This window comes from Mucisphaera sp., from assembly GCF_965279675.1.
Classification (GTDB): Bacteria; Planctomycetota; Phycisphaerae; order Phycisphaerales; family Phycisphaeraceae; genus Mucisphaera.
The window spans coordinates 1,549,324-1,571,393 of sequence record NZ_CBDIIJ010000002.1 but is presented as its reverse complement, the minus strand read 5'-3'; the positions used below and the strand labels follow the sequence as shown (position 1 = coordinate 1,571,393).

Genomic DNA, 22,070 nt, shown 5'->3' with positions numbered 1-22,070 from the left:
GAGGATTAATTGGCGACCTGATCGCCAAATGGATGCCCCCAGAGGAACCAGGGGCCGTTGCCTTTGGGATCGAGTGGGACGGGCAGATTGGTTCCAGTGGGGCGTTTGAATTCCTCAACGGCTTTATATTCCGAGTGACCGTCGAGGAAGCTCATGTTGAGGCCACTTCCCCCACCATGTCGGAGGATTTCCTTCGTTGGGTCCTGAGGTGTCGGCGTATCAAGGTCCATGGCAATGACTGTCCATGTAGGTAAAGGCAGCGTGCTTGACCGGAATGTCAAGACACCTTTCGCTTCGCCATCGATGGTGGGTAGTGCCCAATTATCATTGAATTTGTAGTCGGTATAGGCAGGTGTACCATTAGCACGATCGAACTTGCCGCTTTCCTCAATATAGATTTCGTAGTTACCCATTCCGAGGAAGATGGGGTTTCGGTTCGGCGCATCGTTGAAGAGTTCGGCGTTGCTATCTGTCTGTTCGGATAACGGACATCTGAAGACCTCGAGATTACCCACGTACTGATAAAGCATGGGAATCTGGAAGCCCTGCGTGTTGAAGCTGATGAAGGTGGTAGCGGTACCGGCTCCAAGTTGCCAGTCATGACTCAGAGGCAGGAAGTCATCGTTATCAAAGGCGTAGAGCTGGGCGGCAAACGCGATCTGGCGCACGTTCGTAAGACAGGTCATGTCCTGAGCGGCTTTTCTCGCAGCACCCAGTGCTGGCAGGAGGATGCCGATCAGCAGGGCGATGATGGAGATCACCACGAGGAGTTCGATCAGGGTAAAGCCGCGGCGGGTTCGAGCCTTGGGGTTACACATCATGCGTCTCCGTTGGGACACGCTGGGCCGAGCCGGTGGCTCGGCGGAGAGGGAGCGTGTCCTGAGTAAGCCGCAGGGCCCCGGTTACGAAGCCGTGCGGTCGATGGCGAGACAGACGATCAAGCGAGACAGCGCCGGCGGCCGGCGAGCCCTGCCAGGCTCAGGGCCAGCAGCGATGCGGCTGCGGGCTCGGGAACGATGCGGATATCGGCAAACGTAGCGGTGGCGAACTCGGCGGAGTTGTTGAGGTCGGGGGTGAACTGGCCGTAGAAGCCGAGGTTGTACTGGAGGGGACCGCCTTCGAGGTTGGCCCAGTCGAGCAGGCCGCTGGACTCAAGGCCGTTGCCACGATCGATGACGTACTCGACCTTGCCGGGTACGGCGAAGACGCCGCTGGGCGTGTAGCTCATCTGCATGAAGATGGTGTCGCCGGGCGTGTAGGAACCCGGAAAGATGTAGAACGGGGCTCCGCCACCGAAGGCGACGATTTCGCCGGCGTCTGAGTTCACGAGGAACAGGGCGTCGCCAGAGATCCCGCTATTGACGCGGATACCGGCTTCCTTGCGGGGTGCGGCAGAGCCGGTGTCGAGCGTCACGTTCGCGCTGATGACAAAGCCGTCGGTGATATCGAACTGAGCGGGTGTCGCGCCGCCATCGGTCGATGCGAGGGCGTCGTGGCGGTTAGCGAAGTTGCCGCCAATACCATCGTCAACGTAACCCGATTCGTCGAACTGGACGATCGCGGGAAAGTTGTCGGTGGTGTTCAGCGTCGTGGTCGTGAAGTCGTTGAACACACGCTCATTCACGGCGATGCCGTTGGTCAGGTTTGGTGCGGCCATGGCAGTGGTGGCCAGGAAGCCAACCACCAGGGAAGCACCCAGGGCATTCAAGAAGCGTTTCTCCATCACAATCCTCCTCTCAAGGTGAGACACAGGGCGTCCGTCCGGGCACCTGCCCGAGCAGACTTGCAGCGGGCGTCACGTGCGTCGCTGCGTGGGTTTGCGTTGATACTGAAACATGTGTCACTGCGGATGACTCCGTGTGCGAAGGCTCAGCGGCGACGCGCCAGGCCGAGGCCTGCCAGGCCGAGCAGTGCCAGAGAAGCGGGTTCGGGGATGGCGGCCGTGCTGCCGAAGTTGGTGGCGAGCAGGGACAGGTCGATGAGATCGACGGCGGTGTCGGTGTTGAAGTTGCCGCCCGCCCAGCCGGCGCTGCTGCCGAAATTGGTGGCGAGTGCGGAGAGATCGATCAGGTCGACGGTGTTGTCGAGGTTGGCGTCGCCGAAGAACGTGCCGATCACAACACCGATGAGTTCATCCAGATCGCCCGAGTCGACCGTGGTGCTGTTGTCGAGATCGAACAGGTTGTCGCTGGAGCCGGCACGGATGGCGGCGGCGAGGATATCGATGTCCTGATCGTCGACGACGGTGTCGTTGTTGAAGTCGCCGATGACCTGGTTGCCGCTGCCGGTATCGAGGATGCTCCAGTTTTCGAAGGTCGTGCGGCCGAAGTCGGCAGGGAAGGCGAAGACGTTCGGCGGGTACTGGACGTAGGTGCCGATGTTCGAGTTCGGGATGATGCCGTTCTCAAGGTTGCCGAATTCACGGGGACCGCTGGAAACGCCATCGACGAAGTACTCGATGGTGGAGGCCTCGTCGCCGCCGGGGCCGTTGCCGGGCGTGTAGAGGATGCGGAGGTTGATGGTCTCGCCGGCGACGTAGGTACGGCCGCCGAACTCGGGGCCATCTTCATCGGCAACGGTTGAACTCACGAACGGGAACTGACCGAACGCGGCGATCTCGCCGTTGGGCTTGATGATGAACTGGCCCTGACCGCCGACGAAGGTCTCCATGTAGATGCCGGCCTCTTTGGTAGGCGTGGTCTCTCCGACTTCCAGCGTGATGTCGACGGAGAAGTCGAAGCCGTCGTTGGTCTGGAAGGCGAAGGGATCGATGTCGTTGGTCGAGAGGTAGGCGGCGTGTCGGTTGGCGAAGTCGGCTCCGCCATCCGGGATGAAGTCGGTCTCTTCGATGATGAAGGAGGTGAGGTCGTTGTCGGTGACCGTTAGGTTGGAACTGGGAAAGTCGTTGAAGATGCGATCAACGAGAACGACACTGTTGATATCACCGATAGCGGCGAAGGCGTGGCCGCTGCTGGCGGCGACAAATCCTGCAGCGATCAGGGTGGCGGTGGTGTGACGCTTGCTCATAACTCCTGGCTCCTCATGCGGGTCGTTGGCTTGTGATCCGTGGACATTGAAACGGCAAAACTCACTGCTACTGCTCTTGAATCAACCGATCCTTGCGTGGCAAAGATCCTCAAACAAAGGCAGCCCGGCGATCGGGCGGGCGAACGTAAGCGCTTACACTGGCCTGTAAGCCAGCAAATCGCGTGTGGTTATCTCAAAGAAAAAGCGGCATCTTCGAATCAACTTCCTGACGAGACTGGAAACGCTTACATCCTACGACAAGCGGGGAATCTGTCAAGCATTTTCCGTGAGGGTTTCTCATCGTTGGGAGACCGATCACAGCAGCACTTCGACCTCGATGGGGGTGTCCGGCGGGGCCATGAGATCGCTCTCCGGCAGGCGCAGCCCGCCACGCCGGTAGGGGTGCTCCAGACGGCTGAGCCCGGGCAGACGCTGACCGTTGACAAGCACTCCCTGCGGGCCGAAGCCGGGCCCCTGAATGCGATAGCGCACTATTAACTCCCGGCCGTTGCGGTTGAAACGGTAGACCAGCCCGTCGAGACGTCTGGGCAGCACCGGGTCGATTTCGACCCCCCATGCGGTTTCTCGCCAGCCGAGCATCGAGCGGACCACCGCGGAGATATAGATGCCGGGACCGCTTGAGTAGATGCGCCAGCCGCCTTTGAAGCCCACCCTGCCGTCCATGATGTCTGCGTAGCGGTCGGATGCCTCGGCTCGGTTCATCACATCGGCATCCGAGCTGCTGAAGTAGGCGTTGGCTTGCCTCGGAAGGGCCTGTTCAAGTGTTTGATTCAGGCCCATCGGCGTCACACGGAGCAAGGCGTCGTAAAGCATTTCTGCTTCGCCCAACCGGGCCAGCGCTTCGATGAAACGCAGGTGGGCGTGGACGTACATCAGGCCTATCTCGCGGCTGAAGGCCGATGCCGATTCGGCTCGCTGGAAGACATCCTCAGTCCCGCCACGGTAGACCGGGGGCCGATCCATCAAACGTGCACCATCGACGCCGAGCAGGTGCTCACGGATCAGCGACAGGTGCTGCCTGGCCGATTCCGGATTCAGCAGCCCGCTCAGGATGCCCCTCGTCATGGGGAGCAGGCGATAGCGGATGCCCGTCCTCTTGTCGGCGGGGTGGAGCAGGGGCTCGACCCGCAGGGGAGCTTCGTGGATGTAGCCCATGCCGCAGACCACGTCATCGGGCACCAGGTGATTGTCAAAGTCACACCGAATACCGGTCGCCAGTTGCTGCAGACGATCCGCCAGGTCCACGGCGGTGTTCAGGCGTCGCAGGACCTGGCTTAACTCGCTGGCGGCCTGATAGAGGAGTTCGACGGTCCAGGTGCTGACCATCCGCTCGCGTAGTTCGGGCTTCGCCGGCTGGAGGGCGTCGTTCCAGTCGCCATGGCCGTAGCGGATCAGGGAGGTCCCGGGCACCAACTCACTTTCGATGCGTTCGAGTGCGCAGACCAGATGCTCTGCGAGGGTTGCGGAGCCGGTCGGGGCCTGATCGAAATAAGGCAGCGACTCTCTAAGAATCGAAGCGTCGCCGGTGGCTTCGAGGTAGCTGGCCAGAGCCTTTAGGGGCCAGACGATGATGTCGCCATGGCTCTCGGCCTGCCTGATCGAGCGATAGGCATCGATCATAAACCATTGTGGCCAGCCGCCATCGGATCGCTGATCAGAAAAGAGCATCGTCAGGATTCGGCGTGCTTCTTTGTGCCGCTTGGCAGCCAGCAGGAACTCCAGCGGTCCCTGGCAGACATCACGGGTGCCCCAGGCTCCACCCGTGAACTGCTCCAGCCCGTGTGGTGCGGCGAGATGGATGATGGCGTTGTGCGTGAACCAGCGGAGGGCATCGTCGATGCGTTCGACGCCGGGTTCTTTGTGCTCCAGCTGTCGGTCTTTATCGATCGATGACCAGTCGTGTCCGGCTTCGGGCTCGATATCACTGCCCGCAGCTGTGGCCACCCTTAGGCCAAAGGTGTTGACAGCCTGGCTGCGCATCACCATCCAGGGATAACCGCGGCTGCGCCCGTCCGCGAAGAGCAACTCGTCTCCGCCTATGGCCTCCAACGACTCAGGACCTTCTGCCGTCATAGTCAGTTGGGCGTTGGGCTGATGATTGATCCACGCGCTGTCTTCTGCCGGCCGGAGGGTCACGGTGCCATTGGCTGGGTCGAAGGCGATCGCGCCCGATGACCTCGGCTCGGCATCGCCGATGAGCACACGTCCCATCAGCATCAGGCGAATCGGTTCACCATCCACATGGACCGAGAGATCGAGATGAGGCGCGGCCGATGAGGCTTCGATGGTGATCCAGATTGTGTGATCTTCGAGCTCATAGCACCAGAGCACCGACGAACGCCGGATCTCAAACGCCGAGGGCACGGCCAACTGCTTCCAGCCGCCATGGATCTCAACAGCGAGCCGGAGTCCACCCGAGCCGGCCACGTCAAGAGGATTGCGTGCGACCGGCAGGAACTTATGCAGGACGGTGTTGCCCAGAGCGACGTGGGAAAGAAACACGCCATGCATCCACGCGGTCGCGGAGAGTGATTGATCGTCGGGCAGCAATGAAGCACCGGTCCGCAGCATGTGTCCGTGGGGACGTTCGGTGGCACGCTCTTTTCGTGGTGTCACCAGATGGGCGTCGTTCTCTCTGAAGGCAGACAGTAGCCTGCCTTCACTGTCTCTCTCCTCGTGTCGCCAGCGGCCGGGAAAGTGCAGGGCGAGTTCGTCCTCGGTGAGTTCACGCCCGCTGATCATGCCGAGCCGATCCAGCCGATGACGATCGACCCGGGCGACCTGTACTTCCGTATGGTTTTCCAGTGAGATGGCCCAGTCACGGACCGGATCGAGCCGGTTGGCATCGTCGGCCCTGGAGACCGCCGGGTGATCTGGCTCGTAGCGTGAGATGAACCGCCAGCGGGCCCTTGCTGACTCATCGAGTCGAGAAGGACAGCCCTGGAGGGTTGAACAGGCGAACTCGTACTGCCTAACCTCACGCGGGATATCGGCTATTTCTATTGCGGCCGGTGTCGCCGATGCCCGGTAGCCGTTGCCGAAGAACTGGTAGCCATCGGTCAGGCAGCCACGCACGCCCGAGACGGAGGTCTGAGCCAGCCAGGGATAGCGGCCACCTGCCTGCGGGCGGTTCTGCCGGGTCATCAGGACTGACCCGTAGTCATGGTGGGCATGGATCTGATGATCGAGATACTGCGCGACATAGGCTTCGTTGATCAGGGCGGCATCCATTGGCACAAGCCCGAGATCCTGAACAAGAAGGACGTCGTAGCTTTCATCCGCTGATGATTCAGAGCTTGTCAGGTCAACATCCCAACACCACGCGGGCAAGGTCGGATGCAGGACCAGCGAGCAGCGGTAGGCGATATCTCGCCAGCGACCCGACCAGACGGCCAGAGCGCCGTCAGCGGCAAAACTGCTCGGCGACGACGGCCCCGTGAGGCCGACCCATTCGATCCCCGCATCGGTGTGCTGGCGTAGGTAGACCCCGGCGATACTGCCACGCAGCGCATCGCCCAGCGAATGATTGATCATGATGCCTTCGTGCTGGATCGAAGAGACCACGCCTGATCGATACAGATGCACTGAGAGGCCCGCACCATTCTCGATGCATAAGAAGGGTGCCGGCTCATGCTTCGCCCCGACCTGCCGGACGGACGGCGCCTGCTGGCTGACTGAACTGGGTCGTGTGATCAGGCTCATACATCCAACTCCGGATCACTGGTTCGAGAAGCTGTCTCGAACCTGATCACGCACATCGGGTGGCAGTGGTTCATCGGTAAAGACAGATACATTGACCGACTGCTGCTTCTCCTCGAGTGTCAATGGCCGGAAGCCGGCACGCGCCATACCGCGCTGCACCTCGGGGTTGCGTGCAAAGAGGTCCCAGACAAAGCCGGATCGGTGGTTCTCGGCCATCAGCAGGGTGATGCCGACATCGATGCCGATCACATCCGCGTTGTACCAGCCCGTGTGCGGGTTGAAGGCGTCCACAAAGCCGTAGGTCGTCCAGGCTTCGGGATACTTCTCTTTCATCTCACGCAGAGCGGGGATGGTGGCTTCGGGTGCCATCGGGATCGAACCGCCGGGTGCACAGGGAACCACGGCGCCATCCACCTCATGTCGGCCGCTGGTGGGCATCGGCGAGCCGAGCACGCGATAACCGTCGGGACCATCCGCAGCGGTCAGGCCCCACATGGTCGGGCTGTAGAGCGGGAAGCGATCGGATTTATCGACCACCGCCTGCTGCTGCGCCAGGGTCGCGAGCACGGAGTTGCGCCAGTAGTCGGCGTAGTCATCGCGCTTGTTGCGGAAGTCGTACCAGGCCTGCGAATACTGATGCGTGAAGAGAGGCGCACAGGCCAAAAAGGTTCTGCCGCCATAGGTCAGCAGCGGCACGCGACGCCAGGCATGCCAGGATGACTCGGCCAGCGGATGTGTCTCGGAGCCAAGGCCGAGCAGGTACAGAATCTTCAGCTCGTTGTAGTCGTGCCAGTGATAGGGGAGGAAGCCGCTTTCGGGCTTCCAGCCCATGCTGAGGGTCGCCTTGCCGTCGTGCATCCAGGGCCACTCAACCCGGTCGTAGATCTGCTGCGCCACCTCTGCGACTTCGGTGCCCTCGAAGTAGGCCTTGGAGCTGAGCACGCCAGCGATCAGCAGCGCCGTGTCGATACTCGACAGCTCGCACTCCCAGACGCGCTCGCCGGTTTCCATGTCGACGAAGTGGTAGAAGAACCCTCTGACGTTCTCCAACTCGTCGCGTAGGTAGAGCAGCGTGTTCAACGTGCGGTCGTACCCCTGTTCGTAGGAGATCCATCCGCGTTCAACCCCGATGGTGTAGGCCGTCAGGCCGAAACCCATCGACGCGATGCTGGCCACGTCGCCGCCTCGGGTTCCGTCAGCAAGCGCGCGGTCGGGCACCAGCCCTGTGTCCGGGTCGCCTTCGCGCCAAAAGAAGTCAAAACTGCGTCGACTCAGCTCTTCCAGGAAGCCATCATCCGATTGCTCGGATGGCATCCATGCTTGTGACGGGTGAGTGTCCGACATAGCTGCGCTTGTCAACAAAAAACAACTCAACATCAGCGGAAGCATCAGGCAGACAGTCTTCAAAGCAGGCCTCTTTTCTCTCGTTCTGAGTCGCCGTAATCGCTTACATCCGTCCAGAGTCAACAGCCCCAACCAATACCCCCCTGCTTACGCCACACTTCCCCCGCCGCAGGTTTCTCTCACCACCAGTCTTGTGGACACCAGCGGGTTCCAGTCGTCGCCGGGAACCTCTTTGCGGATCTGCATGACCGCGGCCCGAACCGCCAGGGCTCCGAAGTCGACCAGCGGCACGTGCACGGTGGTCAACCCGAGATGCCGAGCCATCGGCTCATCATCAAAACCGACCAGTTTGACATCATCTGGCACGCGCAAACCTGCCTGCTTGATGGCATCCAGCGCCCCAATGGCCATCCGATCGTTGAGGGCAAAGATCGCTTCGGGCAAACGGCCGCCCGATTCGAGCACCGAACAGACCGCAGTGAAGCCGCTGTCTTCCCTGAAGGTTCCCCGCCAGATCGAGTTGGGAGGCAATTTGACACCCGCTTCGCGAGCAGCCTTCCGACAACCCGACAGACGCTGACGGGAGTCGGTGGAATCCGACGGCCCTGTGATCACGGCCACACTCTGGCAGCCATGGTTGACCAGCAGGTGTCGCATCGCCTGATAAGCCCCGGCCGTGTTATCGATCGAGACCACGTAGACCCCGCTGTGGTCCGCGGGCCGATCCATCAGCACGACAGGAACCCGGGTCGTGTCGAGGTTATCGAGGAGTTCGCCGGGCAGCTGCAGATTCATGACGATCAACGCATCCACGCGCCGCTCCATCACGTACTGGCGGACAAGCCTGACGCCATCGGTGGTGCTGCGGCCAAAAGCAAAGACGGCCTCGTACTGCTCGCGTGCGGCTTCGGCGTTGATGCCCTTGAGCACTTCGGTGAAGAACCCGCTGTCGATGTCCGGGAAGATCACGCCTAGCGTCCGCGTGGCGTGGCTGGCGAGCGCGCGGGCGGCGTAGCTCGGCGCGTAATTGAGCTCCTCGATGGCTTCGAGAACGCGCTGCCGGGTCGCCTCGGAGACCGGAGCTGTGCCGTTGAGCACCCTCGATACCGTGGCAATCGATACGCCCGCACGTTTTCCGACGCGTTCAAGACTCATGGCTGGATGACTCGAAACGTGGATACCTGACCCAAGCCAACGCTCAGCCATACAAGGCACGTAAGCGTTTACACCAGAGTCTAGATCCTACCTCGCCGGGTTGCAAGCTTTTTCGCAGCCACGTTTCCCGGGCTCAGACATGATGGCGAATCAGAGGCCACTAGTAGCCTATTCTGACCCGGTAGCCGAATCCTTCAAAGGTCGCGGCATGCGATTCGATCGCCACTAGCTCGAAGCCTTCTAACTGGTCGCCCAGCCGCAGCGTCAGTTCACCCATCATGATCCGACCGCCCGTCCGATCTCTCAGCACGGCGCGCAGCCGATGCCTCCGACCAAAATCACGCGCTCGCTGCTCGGGTGTTAAGGCCACGGACCGGCCACCCCCCTGCTGAACGGTCCCGCCCAGTATGGCGAACGGATTGCGGGCTGTCTGTTCGGCCTCCTCAGCGGCCGCCGATTGATTGAGCTTGCCAACCAGCCGCATCATCTCGGCCAGAGAGCCGACCGACTCGACGACGCCAGGCGACCCATTAGCAGACGACGACTGAGCTGCAGCCTGACCCGCCACGACGGCATCGGCTTCCGCGGGGCCTGTGGCCCCCGATTGAAGCAGCAGTCGATCGACCACCAATGCGGCCAGGCCAACCCCGAGCACCCCCATCAGGATCAATCGCTGTCGTTTCATGGCGCGCCCCCTTCGGCTGAAACCACACGGCGTTGTGCGGGCGTCGCGTACCAGTGCATCTGCAGCGTGGTCGTCAGTGTCTGGGAGCGCGATCCGCCGGATGAGACCGCCAGCCCGATGATACGCAGGTCCGGGAAACGCTCGTGTAGCGATGCGATCAGAGCACGAGCTTCCCCGTAGGAAGAACGGGTCACCAGCCGAAGCGGTGTCACCACGAATCCGCCCTCGATCTCCGCGGCACCGGGCTCAACCTCTTCTGCGTGATGCCCCAACTCGCCGAGCAACAGCGACAAAGCGTGGAGCCTTGAGTTAAGTGCGTCGGCCGACGAAAGCACGAGCCGGGTATCGCCGGCCAGGGCCCGGAGCTGAACGGTCTCTCGTTCCAGACTACGCAGTTCGGTCTCCTGCTTCTCCAGCAGTTCAGCGGTCGCCTGGGCCTGTTGCTGCTTAGCCCGGAGTGCCTCGTCCTCCCGCCAGGGCCAGACAACATAAACCGTGACGCCGATGACCACCGCGACGAGTGAAAAACCGACGAGATCGAGGGTCCTCGGATCCATCTTCACCTTGCTCTGGCTCATGGCTGTCCCCCCGTTGCGGCGGCCATCGTCCCAACAACCCGGAACGTTACGCGTGGATCGCCACCGCTCAATCGGCGAGCCTCTGCAATCAACACCCGCTCGAACAGCCCGCACGCCTCCAGCCGGACGGCGAAGTCTGAGACCCTGCTCTGCTCGGCCGCCTCGCCGGCGATCACGACCGAGGCCGAGGTCACAGGACCTGTTCTTGTCCCATCGCCAACCGTGGTGACCTCCAGATCGCTCAACACCACATCGGCGTCCTGCACCAACGCCAAGGCTTCGAAGAGGACCGACCAGTCCGGCCGCTCACGCACGATAACGGCTCCAGCGGTCTGACTCTGCAGCCGATCCCGATCTCGCCTGACCGCCTCGACCTGCGAGCGCACCTGTGTCAGGCGATCCGCTACCGAAGGCCCCGAATCGACCTGGGAACCGGTTCTGGATGCAGGGATGACGACCAGCGCTAAGAGAAGGCAGAGCACCGCCGTCAGACTCAGGATCGTGACCCATTTTCTCAGACGACGCTTGATCGTTGCCTTGTTCAACCGTTGTTTTGGGATGAGATTGACCGGTGTCATACGGCCACCCCCTGCGCCTGCCAGCCCCGAAGGGCCAGGCCGCGCGCCAGCGTGATGGCGTCGAGCATCTCGCGTGTGCGCCCCGCAGGAAGTCCGGGCAGGACCGGGGCCTGAACTTCAAGTCCGAGCTGCTGACCGAGTGTTTCCAGGAGTAGTATCAATGAGGCGCCACCGCCGACCAGGTTGACCACGGCGTCGCGATCACCTCGGTACTGACGATCGAGATAGTTCTTGCAAACCCCGATTTCTTCCGTGAGCAGGCCCGCATGCTGACGGATGGCCTTGACCACCGTGTGATCGGCCTGTGCTTTTCGGGAAGGCTGATCGCAGCGGACAATCTGAGCGTGCACCAGGTCGCTGTCGAACTCAGTTACACCTGCAACCGCCTCGTACAAAGCGCTCAGGCCCGCAGTCTCAATGGCTCGCTCATAGACGATCGTGCCATGCCGGTGTGCGATGATCCGGCAGCCTGACCACCCCATGTCGACCGTCAATCCGAGTCGATCCGTGTCGTCGATCTGATCGCCAAAGGCAGCAAGGATCGCTAATGATGGAAGGTCAATCCGCTCGACATCGAAGCCCGCGCCCTCAAAGGTGTCCATCAGTGAAATGGCCGAGGCGTGCTCGTAGGCGTACGACATCACCTGCTGCTTGCCACGCCCGCCGCCTTCCGATGCCAGCGGCCAGGCCGAGAACTCGAAGGCGTCGGGCTCAAGCCGGTGCATCCGTGCGAGTGACATCCGGGCGACCTGCTCAAGCGAGTCCGCATCCTCCGCAGGCGGCAGCGAGATCACCGAAGCCTGCACCTCCCGGGAAGGCGCTGCGAGACACAGTTGCTTGCCGCTAAATCCGGCTCTGGCCAGCAAGCCATGCAGACGCACGGCCCAGGCCTGATCGATGGACGTCTCGGGTCTTGCGATATCCAACCAGGCCGCGAGCGATAAACCGCTGCGCGTGCGCGCAAACTGGGCCGCCTTGATCCGGCGAGAACCCAGATCGAGACCGATCGAAGACCGCGATGCCATCAGCAGATTCATCCACCACCCCCTGTTGCCGCGGTCAGGTCGAACAGCGGCAGGAACAGGCTGACGGCCACAAAACCCACCAGCAAACCAATCGCCACCAGCACCGCCGGACCCAGCAGGCTCAGCACCGACTTCAGAACAATCTCGTTGTCCTCATCCATGAAGTCGGCGACGGTCATCAGCAGATCATCCGTCGTGCCCGTTTCCTCGCCGTTCTTGATCGCCTCGTAGAGTGACACGGGAATCAGATCGCTGTTGGTAAAGACCGTGCTCAGCGATGTGCCCTGGGCCGTCCGTTCTTCGGCTTCCTTCATGAGCGCTTCGTAGTGGTAGTTGCCCGCAGAGGCGCCTGTCAGCCTGAGGGCATCCAACAGGTCCACATGGCTGGCCAGGAGCACGCCCAGCAGGCGAGCGATCCGAGCCGTGAGGAAACCACGCATGACCTGGCCCAGTCCCGGCGTTCGGATCATGGCCGTCTGAACGTGACGCCTGCCTGTCTGACTCGTGAGATAGGCAAACACCCCGTAGCCAATCGCGGCAAGACCTATCAGAAGACCCCACCAGTACCTACCGGCAAACTCGCTGCTGAAAATCAGCGCCTCGGTGATCGGCGGGAGCGGGACCTGCATGGTCTCGAACAGCGTCGAGAATCGCGGGAGTACAATCGTGACGAGCATGGCGACCATACTCAGCCCCACCACCAGCACAAGGATTGGGTAGGTCAATGCACCCTGCACCTGTCTGCGGAGGTGCAGCTGCGCGTGCGACAGGGCCGAAAGCCGGCTCAGCATCTCGTCGAGCTTGCCCGAGCTCTCGCCGGCTGCGACGAGACTGCGCGTGATTGCATCGAAGTAGTGCGGGTGATCGGCCATCGCTTCCGACAGCGGGATGCCCTCTTCCAAACGGGCCCTCAGCTGACCAAGAACCGACGACCACGCCCCGTCGTGTGTCTGTCTCTCTACGGCACCGATCGCATTGACAAGCGAAGCACCCGATTTCAGGAGCACATGAAGATGCCGGGCAAAGCCCGAGATGTGCTTGAGCCGCTTGTTGGTCGAAATCCGGGCACCGCCCGACCGCGCTTTCTTGGCCGGCTTCTTGAGACCGGCTGAAGACTGTCCGTTGGCCGGCGAGAAGCCCGTGGCAAACAAGCCCTTGCGATGCAGCAGATCGGAAGCGTGGATCGTGCTGTCCGCTTCGATGACATCACTGACCATCCGGCCCTGGCTGTCGAGCGCCTGGTAGACCAGCTTCATGCCGCCCTCCGCTCATCCGCAGCCGGGGCATCGACACCCTCAAGATCGTCCTGCGTCACCCGGAGCGCCTCTTCGAGACTGGTTTCGCCTTCCAGCGCCAAGCGCACCGCTTCATCACGCAGCGTCTTCCCACCCATCTTTCGCCACGCCTCTCTCAGCACGTGTGAGGGTTCGGCACGGTGAACCATCCGGCGAAGCTCGGGCACAACCTCCATGACCTCGTACACCCCCAGCCGCCCCTTGAAGCCACTCTGATGGCAGCTCTCACAGCCGGCACCCATGTGGAAGGCCCGGCTCTTCTCGGGGTTGAGTCCGGCATCACGCAGCACGTGCGGCTCCGGGTAGTAGCGTGTTTTGCAGTCTGGGCAGATACGCCGAGCCAGACGCTGTGCGACCGCACCGTTGATGGCACCCGACAGCAGGTACGGCTCGATCCCCATATCGAAGAGTCGTGACACGGCACCCGGAGCATCGTTGGTATGAAGCGTCGCCAGTACCAGGTGGCCGGTCAGGGCCGCCTGCACCGCCACGCGCGAGGTCTCATCGTCGCGGATCTCACCCACCATGATGACGTCCGGGTCCTGACGGAGAATACTCCGCAGCGCACGTGCAAAGCTCATGCCGATCTGCGGGTGCACCTGGATCTGATTGACCAGGTCCAGCTGGTACTCCACCGGGTCTTCGACGGTCACCAGGTTGTGCTCGGGACTGCGCAGCAGTTCCAAGGCTGAGTAGAGCGTGGTCGTTTTCCCACTACCCGTCGGACCCGTGACCAGCACCAGCCCGTGGGGCTGATGGAGCATCCGTTTAAAGGCATCCAACTGCTGCTGCTGGAAGCCCAGCTGCTCCAGACGAATCCGAAGGTTGTCCTTGTCCAGGATACGCATCACCAGCTTTTCACCGAGTAGCGTCGGCATGCTGGAGACACGGATATCTATCTCACGACGCTCGGCCATGATGCGGATACGCCCCTCCTGAGGCAGACGCTTCTCCGCAATATCCATCGAGGCCATCACCTTGATGCGCGAGCTGATGGCCGCGTGCATACCCGAAGGCGGTGCCATCAATTCACGAAGCACACCATCAATCCGGTACCTGATGCGCGTGCCCTTCTTTTCAGGCTCGACGTGGATATCGCTGGCGCCATCACGCACAGCGGTCAGCAACGCCAGGTTCACCAGGTTGATGATCGGGCTGCCGCTGGCCATCCGGTCGAGGTCCGTCACCGGACCCTCGTCCACGGCTTCCTGTTCAACCAGCGTCACGTCCGACTCGGCCAATGCGGTCAGGAACTGATCCACATTAACATCGCCGCTGCTGTACTTGTCTACGAACTCGCGGATGTTGGCCTCGAGAGCCAGGACCGGCCGGACCTTGCAGCCTGTAAGCCTCCGGATCCGATCGATCGCCGGCAGCGACTCGGGATCCGCCATCGCGACCGTCAGCGTGTCCCGAACCTTAAACATCGGGATCGCGACCAGCAGCTCGGCCTCTTCCGGGCCTAGCAGATCGAAGACCTCAGGGTCCATCAGCCCGTGACGCAGCTGGCAGCCCTGCATCCCCTGACACCGAGCGAGCGCATTGACCAGCGTGTTGGCCTGAATGATCCCCTGCTCGATAAGCAGTTCGCCCAGGCGTTGGCCGCTCCGTTCCTGGCTACGCAGCGCATCGGAGAGCTGCTGCTCGGACAGCGAACCGTCCTCAAGCAGTATCTCCCCGATTCGCTTGCGTGGAGCCAGGTCACTCACAAGAAACTCCTCGCCGCAGCATTCACATCCAGATAGTGCTCGAAATGCCCGTCGAGGTCTGTCAGCGACAGGACTTCCCGGATCAAGGCATTCGCCGCCGCGAGCTTCAGCACACGACCACTCGCCGACATCGCCTCGGTCAGGTCCAGCAGTGCTTCGAGGCTCTGGCTGTCGATAAAAGGCACAGCCGCCAGATCGAGCACCATCCGGCCCATGGTCTTTCGCTGCATCGGTTCGGCGGCTTCGCGAAGCGTGCCCGCAGCATCACCCACCAGCGCTCCCTTGAGCGTCAGCACCCCAACCGCACCAACCTGGCTCTGAGTGATCTCCATCCAATGCCTCCATCAACCCGCAACCACGGCCATCGACTTGGTCAGCGGCAGTGACAGCACGAAGGTGCTCCCCTCATCAATGATCGAGGTCACCTCGATATCACCCCCGTGCAGTCGAGCGATATCCCGGGCCAGTCCAAGACCGAGGCCGGTCCCGGTGATGCCCGCAGTCCGCGCCTCATCGGTTCGGAAGAACCGATCAAAGATGCTGCCAAGATTCTCTTCCTTGATACCGATGCCGGTATCGACCACGCGGATGACCACGCGCTCGCCATCCACCTCGGCCTCGACCGTAACCCGTCCATCCTCGGGCGTGTACTTGATCGCGTTGCCGACCAGGTTGTGGATCGCCATCAAAAGCTTGTCCTGATCGCCACGCAGCACCGGCAGCTTGGGCGAAAGGTCAAACACCAGCTTCTGCTTCTTGGCTGCTGCCTGCGGGCCGTGATCCTTCTCGACCTGCTTCATGATCCGTTCAAGCTGAACATCGTCCTGATGCAGACTCATGGCACCGGCTTCGATCTCAGACACCGACAGCATGTCCTGAACCACACGCTCGAGCCGGAACGACTCGCTGTTGATCGTGTTCAGGCACTCGTCCCGCGTCGCAGGATCCTTCTCCCCATGCTCGATCGCCGTATCGATATGAAGACGGATATTCGTCAGCGGCGTCCGCAGTTCGTGAGCCGCCTGCGCGAGGAAGGCGCTGTGGGCCTCCTGGGCCACCCGCTGCTGGGTGATGTCCTCGATGATGACGATCGCCGCTTCCTGATCGCTGCGTCGCGACGGACGGGTCACGAACCGAAGCACGCCATCCCCGCCCGATTCTCTGCGATCGACCTCCACAATGCCCCGGCTGTAGCCCCTGCTGACGGTCGCACGCCTGGCCGCATCCACCACACCCTCGTGATCGATCAGCTCGTGCAAGGGCGTGCCGATGCAGCCCTGGGCATCACGCTGCAGGAAGGCGGCCGCCGCGCCATTGCTGTAGGTCACGCGCATCTCATCGTCGATCAGGATCATTCCGCTCTCAATCGCTTCGCAGGCAGACTTCAACGACCCACCCGACCCACGCCGTCTCTCGTCCTGATCCGCCTTCTTCAGAAGCCGCTCCTGCCGTAGCGTCCCGAGCTCATCCAGCAGACGGTTCCATGTCTCGGCTTCGGCGCCGAAGGCTTCACTCAGACGCAGGACCTCCTGCTCACGCTCGCTGGCTTCGAGGTCACGGAGGCCATCGCGAATCAGCGTTGCCGTCCGGTACTGCCGACGCGTCCACCGATCGATCCCGACCACACCGATCAGCCCCAACCCGCCAACCAGCAACCCCGCATCAAGCAGCCAGGCCGACCAGAAACCTGCCGACCGCACCTCGGCCGTCACCTCCAGCCAGGCAACCACGCGATCATCCATCCGCACCGGCAACGACTGCGACCACACGCCCTCGGCTTCCGCGACATCCTGACCCAGCGTCGCCGCCGGGGCGTCGACCGCGGGCGGGGCATCGCGGACCACCTGCGTCGGGTCACGATCCGCCAGCACCGCACCATCGATCCAGACCAGCCGTAAACGCTCCGCCCCCATCTGGTGCGCCTCGGTCACGACCTGCTGGCGAAGCTCTGTGTAAGCCTCCTCTGCAATCAGCGACTCAGCTTCTCCCACCAACCAGGCCGTCTTGGCTTCCAGCTGCGCAAGCCTGGCTGCTTCTGCCGTCCGTGCATGAGACACCGCCGCCAGATAGCCGGCCCCCAGCCCGACCGCTGTCAGCACACAGACCAAGCCCAAAGCCAGCATCGATCCCGTTCGTTCGCCGAACGAAAGACCCTGCGGCCAGGCCCGATAAAGATTCGCTATCCACCCTCGTTGCGCCACGAGGCATTCCTCCCTTAGTTTCACTCACTGGCGCTATCGACCCCCGCCTCACGAACCTTAATCGAGTTACTCACTTCGACCCGGCAGCAATCGCTAAATCTAATTTTCTCAACCACAAAGCCAAACCAACTTAAGGCTCATCCCGGAATCACCGAACAGAAAGTTGGCTCAGGTTAGTTGGCCTGAATGACCGCAGAGACGCAGGCGTCACCCATCGTGACGCACCGACAAGCATTAGGAGCATGGCATGTTCAGCCGCCGCACCGGATTCAGTCTGATTGAGTTGATTGTCGTCCTTGTGATCCTCGCCGTGATCGCCGCCATCGCAATCCCGCGCATGAGCCGTGGGGCGAACAACGCCGACATCACCGCCCTCCAGGCCGACCTCGCCGTTCTCCGTGGAGCCATCGAGCTCTACCGCGTCGAGCACACCGGCTATCCGACGCTTGCCGACATCGCCGACCAGCTCACAGGTAAGAGTGACAAGGACGGCACCCTGAACACCTCGGGCGCCTTCGGCCCCTACATCGCCGTGATCCCTCCGCTCAAGACCGGTGCCAAGGCCGGCGAAACCGACTTCGCCGCGCCTGCCGCAATTCCGCCAGTGGCCGAGGTCGCCGATGCCGGATGGCTCTACGACGCCGCCTCCGGGTCGATCTGGGCCAACGACACGAACCACTTCGATAAGTAAGCCCGGGCTCCAGGAGTGAGCCCCTGAGATCGCCAACCATGCATCCACGAGCGACCTCGATCCCGCGTGTCGGCCTCCCAAGGGCCTTCACGCTGATCGAGGTCGTCCTCGTTGTGGCGATCGCCGCCGTGCTCAGCGCCATCGCGCTGCCACGCTTCAACAACTCGCTCGACCGCTACCGGCTCGAACTGGCCGCCCAGCGCATCGCGACCGACCTCGACTACGCCCGCACCTACGCACGTCACGCCAGCCAGAGCATCAAGGTCAACTTCGATATCAACACCGACCGACTCGCCGCACCGACCCTGCCCGTCCCGGATGGCCGCAACCTCCGCTACCAGCTCGACCTCTCGGAGGAACCCTTCGCTGTCGATCTCACCGGCAGCGACTTTAGCGGGCAACCCTCGGTCACCTTCAACGGCCACGGCCTGCCGGACAGCCCGGGCACGATCAAGCTCAGCCATGGCGGCCGGGTCGTGACCCTCACGCTCGACGCCAACACCGGGAGGATCACCCTCCCATGAAACGCGCCCTGACCCTCATCGAACTCGTCCTGGCACTGGCCGTCACCAGCCTGCTGATCGCCGGCACCGCCGCCGCCCTGCGCATCTCCGCCAGCGCCGTCGAACTCGGCTACGCCCCCGCCGCCAGCCAGAACCGCTCGGCCGAGGCCGTCGAGCAGATCCTGAGCGACGCCCAGAACGCCAACGCCTTCGCCCTCGCCGGCAACACCCTCACGCTCAGCGTCCCCGACCGCTCCAGCCCGGCCGACGGTACCCCCGAGACCATCCGCTACAGCTGGTCCGGCACGCCCGGCGACCCGCTCATCCAGACCACGAACGGCACCGCCGTCACCCTGGTCGAGGACGTCCACCACTTCCATCTCACCCAAACAGACAGCACCATCCCCGCCTCACCCCCGCCCACCTTCTCCATCGACGATTCCACCTGGGGCTACTTCCTCTCCCGCACCTCCGGCTACGCCGGCACCATCCTCGTCGTCGTTCAGCGTACCTCATCACTGACTTCACACGAAAGCGATGTCATCGACAGCATGCTCGACTGGGGCTACAGCGTGCGCATCATCGCCGACGGCGCCAGCCAGGCCACCTACGACGCACAGCACGACCTCATTGACGCCGCCTACATCGTCGCCGGCGTCGATGAGCTGTCCCTGGGCACCAAGCTCCGCAACGCCCCCGTTGGCGTGGTCGTCGAACCGACCTATATGTCGGCCGAGATGGGCGTCGGTCAGAGCAATATCGGTCTCATCGCCTCGGACACCGCCAATGTCGTCGACAGCAACCACTACATCACCCGGTCGCTGACGGGAAGCGTCGAACTCGCTGAGGACCAGTACCTCAGCCAGTACATCGGAGCCATGGGCGAGGGCCAGACCCTCCTCGCCCTCGCCCACCCGGTCACCGTCGTCCTCGAAGCCGGCGACCTCCTGCAGGACGGCGACCCCGCCGCCGGCCGACGAGTCTTCATCGGCTGGGGCAGCGAATTCTTCGAGCACGACGAACTCACCGACACCGGCCGACTCCTCACCCGACGGGCCATCGAATGGGCGACCGGCGAATGACGCCCGGCCCCTGCCGAGTCCGCCGGGCCTTCACGCTGGTCGAGTCGATCCTCGCCATCGCCATTGTCAGCCTCACCCTCGTCGCCGCGCTCACCGCCGTGGCCTCGGTCGCCCGGATCGAACGCGCCCGCACCGACCTCCAGCGATCTCACCTCCTCGGCCAGGAACTGATGACCGAGGTCCTGAGCCGAGCCTACGCCGACCCCACCACCGGCACCGCCAACTGGGGCCGGGAAGCCGGCGAGTCCAACAGCAACCGCAGCACCTGGGACGACACCGACGACTACGACGCCCTCTCCGACAGCCCACCCACCTACCGTGATGGCACCGCTATCCCCGCCGCCACAGGCTGGAAGCGCAACGTCCAGGTCCGTTACGCCAACCCCCTCGACCTCACCAACGCCGGCATCGCCACCGACACCGGCATCCGCCGGATCCTCGTCACCGTCACCTCACCCGCCGGCAAAACCACCGAGCACCACGCCCTGATGACCGCCGACGGCCCGCTCTACGACCCGGAAAAAACCGAACGCATCCTCCCCAACAGCCTCAGTGTCGAGCTCCAGCTCACGTCCGAAGCCGCCCGCACCCTCGCCTCCAGCCAGCCCCTCACCAACGAGCCCAGAGCCTCCGCCAACCTGCTGACCAACCCCGGCTGGGAAGACAACCTCAGCGACTGGTACGACCCACAATCCTTAACCGCCTACTTCGCGGCCAACGGGATCCTCGTCGCTGGCGGGTTGTACGACGACCCGGGGACACGTGCCGACCTCTCAAGCGTAAGAGATGCCGGGGTCTATGCAGGCACCGGCTACCTCGTCGTCAGTAACAGAACACACTACGAATCCGGCCCGGCTCAAATCGTGACCGGTTCGATTACCTCCGACACCAGCTACACGACCGAGGCCTACATCGATGCCACCGTGAATGACCGCTTCAGAATCGTGCTACTGCTGGGCGACCGAAGTCGGGATCTCGTGATCGCCACGGGCTGGACACAGGTCAGGCGCAACGACGGTTGGGGCAGGGTTGGCGGATCACTCGTTGTGCCCGTCCTCGATGGAGACCTCCGTTACGCCGTCTGGCGCATCGAAAGCAAGAACGACCTCGATGACTTCTACGTTGATGAGGCCCTGCTGCAATGAGACCCTCACCCCACCGAGGACCATGCCACCGACACGCCGCCCGCCCCGGGGCCGTCTATGTCATCATCCTGATGGTCGCCGCTTTGGTGGCCATCCTCGGCGTCGCCGGCGTCTCCGCCGCCCGGCTCAACCTCTACAACGCTGAAGCCACGGCCAAGGCTGGCGACGCCAAACACCTCGCCCTCTCCGCCGTCGCCCTGGCCCGGCAGCGCATTGCCGATGCCGCCCGGGTCGAAAGCCTCGGCGGCACCCCCTGGCGTCAACGCTTCACCTCCGGCGCCTGGCGACCGACCCAGAGCCTCGACAACGGCACCATCAACTGGCGACTTGTCGACGAAGATGGCGACCTCGCCGACGACCCGACCGACCCCATGACCCTCGAAGTCGCTGCGCAGATCGGCATCAATGCCCACCGCCTGGCCGTCACCCTCACCCCGACCGAAGGCGACGACCCCATCACCAGCCTCCTCCCTGGCGTCGCCGTCACCGGAGATGTCACCCTCTATGACAGGATCCCGGCTCCAGCCAACTTCACACTGGCAACCAACAGTAGTGTCAACAACTACGGCAACGAGGTTCACGCGCACATGGAAGCAACTGGCTCGATAACAGGGACCAATTACCACGGCATCACCGCCGAGGGCGTTCCTCCCCTCGACTTCCCCAACCCCGACGAGCTCTTCGCCTTCTACGCCACACTCGGCACCTCCATCGACCGCACTAGACTGCCCGTCAGAAGCGGGAGGCGCGAACTTGCTGATTTTCTCCTCAGCCCGAACAGCAATCCATACGACCTCGCTACCGATCCCAACGGCATCTACATCATCGACCTAGAGAATCAAGATCCGATCGCTATCGAGAACCTCCGAATTGTCGGCACCCTGATCCTGTTGAATGTCCCCGCCGGCTCCCACATTGGCGGACGCATCAACATGGAACCCGCGGTCAGCAACCTGCCGACCCTGATGGTCCAAGGCGATTTCGCCATCCGGATGTCTTCGAGCAACAGCCTTTATGAAGGATTGCTCACGCAATACAACCCCCCGGGCACACCCTACCGGGGCTGGTCAGACATCGATTTCCTCGACAGCTTCCCCAACGCCATCAAAGGCCTGATCTATGTCTCAGGAAACCTCGATATCAATGTTGATGACAGCTACACCGAGGGCAAGATCATCGTCGGCGGTGACCTGATCACCTACAAACGCCTCCACCACATCGACCTCCCCCTCTGGGAAGAAAACCCACCCCCTGGCTTCCGCCGCATGACAGGCGTCCCCCGAATCGTCCCCGGCACCTTCCGACGCCTCATCGATTAACAGCGAATCA

The 22,070-nt window shown here is 62.5% G+C and carries 19 protein-coding genes; 5 read left to right on the top strand and 14 right to left on the bottom strand.

Annotation, left to right across the window (positions count from 1 at the left end; translation table 11 throughout):
- Nucleotides 1-5 precede the first annotated feature (5 nt).
- The 14 genes from ACQZAB_RS06865 to ACQZAB_RS06800 form a co-directional block, all read right to left on the bottom strand.
- Entirely contained in the window at nucleotides 6-818 is an 813-nt protein-coding gene (locus tag ACQZAB_RS06865) for a type II secretion system protein (protein ID WP_428388288.1), read from the bottom strand.
- Nucleotides 819-937: 119 nt separating this feature from the next.
- Nucleotides 938-1,723, bottom strand: a complete 786-nt coding sequence (locus ACQZAB_RS06860; RefSeq protein ID WP_428388286.1) for a PEP-CTERM sorting domain-containing protein — start codon at nucleotides 1,721-1,723, stop codon at nucleotides 938-940.
- A 146-nt stretch (nucleotides 1,724-1,869) separates the two neighbouring features.
- The gene (locus tag ACQZAB_RS06855) at nucleotides 1,870-3,027 is read right to left on the bottom strand and encodes a PEP-CTERM sorting domain-containing protein (protein WP_428388284.1); all 1,158 of its coding nucleotides are present in this window, start codon (nucleotides 3,025-3,027) and stop codon (nucleotides 1,870-1,872) included.
- A 315-nt stretch (nucleotides 3,028-3,342) separates the two neighbouring features.
- Nucleotides 3,343-6,750 (bottom strand): GH36-type glycosyl hydrolase domain-containing protein, encoded by a 3,408-nt coding sequence (locus ACQZAB_RS06850; protein ID WP_428388282.1) that lies wholly within the window; start codon nucleotides 6,748-6,750, stop codon nucleotides 3,343-3,345.
- 15 nt (nucleotides 6,751-6,765) lie between these two features.
- Nucleotides 6,766-8,064 carry a glucoamylase family protein gene (locus ACQZAB_RS06845; protein ID WP_428388281.1) on the bottom strand — a complete coding sequence of 433 codons (1,299 nt, stop codon included), beginning with the start codon at nucleotides 8,062-8,064 and terminating at the stop codon, nucleotides 6,766-6,768.
- Between the two features lie 177 nt (nucleotides 8,065-8,241).
- Nucleotides 8,242-9,249, bottom strand: a complete 1,008-nt coding sequence (locus ACQZAB_RS06840) for a LacI family DNA-binding transcriptional regulator (RefSeq protein ID WP_428388279.1) — start codon at nucleotides 9,247-9,249, stop codon at nucleotides 8,242-8,244.
- Between the two features lie 160 nt (nucleotides 9,250-9,409).
- Nucleotides 9,410-9,934 (bottom strand): hypothetical protein, encoded by a 525-nt coding sequence (locus ACQZAB_RS06835; RefSeq protein ID WP_428388278.1) that lies wholly within the window; start codon nucleotides 9,932-9,934, stop codon nucleotides 9,410-9,412.
- The gene (locus ACQZAB_RS06830) at nucleotides 9,931-10,512 is read right to left on the bottom strand and encodes a hypothetical protein (RefSeq protein WP_428388276.1); all 582 of its coding nucleotides are present in this window, start codon (nucleotides 10,510-10,512) and stop codon (nucleotides 9,931-9,933) included. Before ACQZAB_RS06830 ends, ACQZAB_RS06835 begins: the two co-directional genes overlap by 4 nt.
- Nucleotides 10,509-11,057, bottom strand: a complete 549-nt coding sequence (locus ACQZAB_RS06825; protein WP_428388274.1) for a hypothetical protein — start codon at nucleotides 11,055-11,057, stop codon at nucleotides 10,509-10,511. The genes ACQZAB_RS06830 and ACQZAB_RS06825 overlap by 4 nt, the downstream gene beginning before the upstream one ends.
- Nucleotides 11,058-11,086: 29 nt before the next feature.
- Nucleotides 11,087-12,127: a hypothetical protein gene (locus tag ACQZAB_RS06820; protein ID WP_428388273.1), complete on the bottom strand. Its 1,041-nt coding sequence runs from the start codon at nucleotides 12,125-12,127 to the stop codon at nucleotides 11,087-11,089.
- A complete protein-coding gene (locus ACQZAB_RS06815; RefSeq protein WP_428388271.1) occupies nucleotides 12,124-13,371 on the bottom strand; it encodes a type II secretion system F family protein in 1,248 nt (415 codons plus the stop codon). The genes ACQZAB_RS06820 and ACQZAB_RS06815 overlap by 4 nt, the downstream gene beginning before the upstream one ends.
- Nucleotides 13,368-15,119: a GspE/PulE family protein gene (locus tag ACQZAB_RS06810; protein WP_428388269.1), complete on the bottom strand. Its 1,752-nt coding sequence runs from the start codon at nucleotides 15,117-15,119 to the stop codon at nucleotides 13,368-13,370. Before ACQZAB_RS06810 ends, ACQZAB_RS06815 begins: the two co-directional genes overlap by 4 nt.
- Nucleotides 15,116-15,451: an STAS domain-containing protein gene (locus ACQZAB_RS06805; RefSeq protein ID WP_428388268.1), complete on the bottom strand. Its 336-nt coding sequence runs from the start codon at nucleotides 15,449-15,451 to the stop codon at nucleotides 15,116-15,118. Before ACQZAB_RS06805 ends, ACQZAB_RS06810 begins: the two co-directional genes overlap by 4 nt.
- Before the next feature lie 12 nt (nucleotides 15,452-15,463).
- Nucleotides 15,464-17,218: a sensor histidine kinase gene (locus tag ACQZAB_RS06800; protein ID WP_428388267.1), complete on the bottom strand. Its 1,755-nt coding sequence runs from the start codon at nucleotides 17,216-17,218 to the stop codon at nucleotides 15,464-15,466.
- 349 nt (nucleotides 17,219-17,567) lie between these two features.
- Here ACQZAB_RS06800 and ACQZAB_RS06795 point away from each other — a divergent pair, with 349 nt between their 5' ends.
- From ACQZAB_RS06795 to ACQZAB_RS06775, 5 genes are all read left to right on the top strand, one after another.
- A complete protein-coding gene (locus tag ACQZAB_RS06795) occupies nucleotides 17,568-18,011 on the top strand; it encodes a prepilin-type N-terminal cleavage/methylation domain-containing protein (RefSeq protein ID WP_428388265.1) in 444 nt (147 codons plus the stop codon).
- Between the two features lie 38 nt (nucleotides 18,012-18,049).
- Complete coding sequence (locus ACQZAB_RS06790) at nucleotides 18,050-18,535, top strand: GspH/FimT family pseudopilin (RefSeq protein WP_428388264.1); 486 nt, start codon at nucleotides 18,050-18,052, stop codon at nucleotides 18,533-18,535.
- Nucleotides 18,532-19,596 carry a PulJ/GspJ family protein gene (locus ACQZAB_RS06785; protein ID WP_428388262.1) on the top strand — a complete coding sequence of 355 codons (1,065 nt, stop codon included), beginning with the start codon at nucleotides 18,532-18,534 and terminating at the stop codon, nucleotides 19,594-19,596. The genes ACQZAB_RS06790 and ACQZAB_RS06785 overlap by 4 nt, the downstream gene beginning before the upstream one ends.
- The gene (locus ACQZAB_RS06780; RefSeq protein WP_428388261.1) at nucleotides 19,593-20,741 is read left to right on the top strand and encodes a type II secretion system protein; all 1,149 of its coding nucleotides are present in this window, start codon (nucleotides 19,593-19,595) and stop codon (nucleotides 20,739-20,741) included. The genes ACQZAB_RS06785 and ACQZAB_RS06780 overlap by 4 nt, the downstream gene beginning before the upstream one ends.
- 71 nt (nucleotides 20,742-20,812) lie before the next feature.
- On the top strand, nucleotides 20,813-22,060 hold the full coding sequence (locus ACQZAB_RS06775; protein WP_428388259.1) for a hypothetical protein: 1,248 nt from the start codon (nucleotides 20,813-20,815) through the stop codon (nucleotides 22,058-22,060).
- The last annotated feature ends 10 nt before the right edge of the window (nucleotides 22,061-22,070 follow it).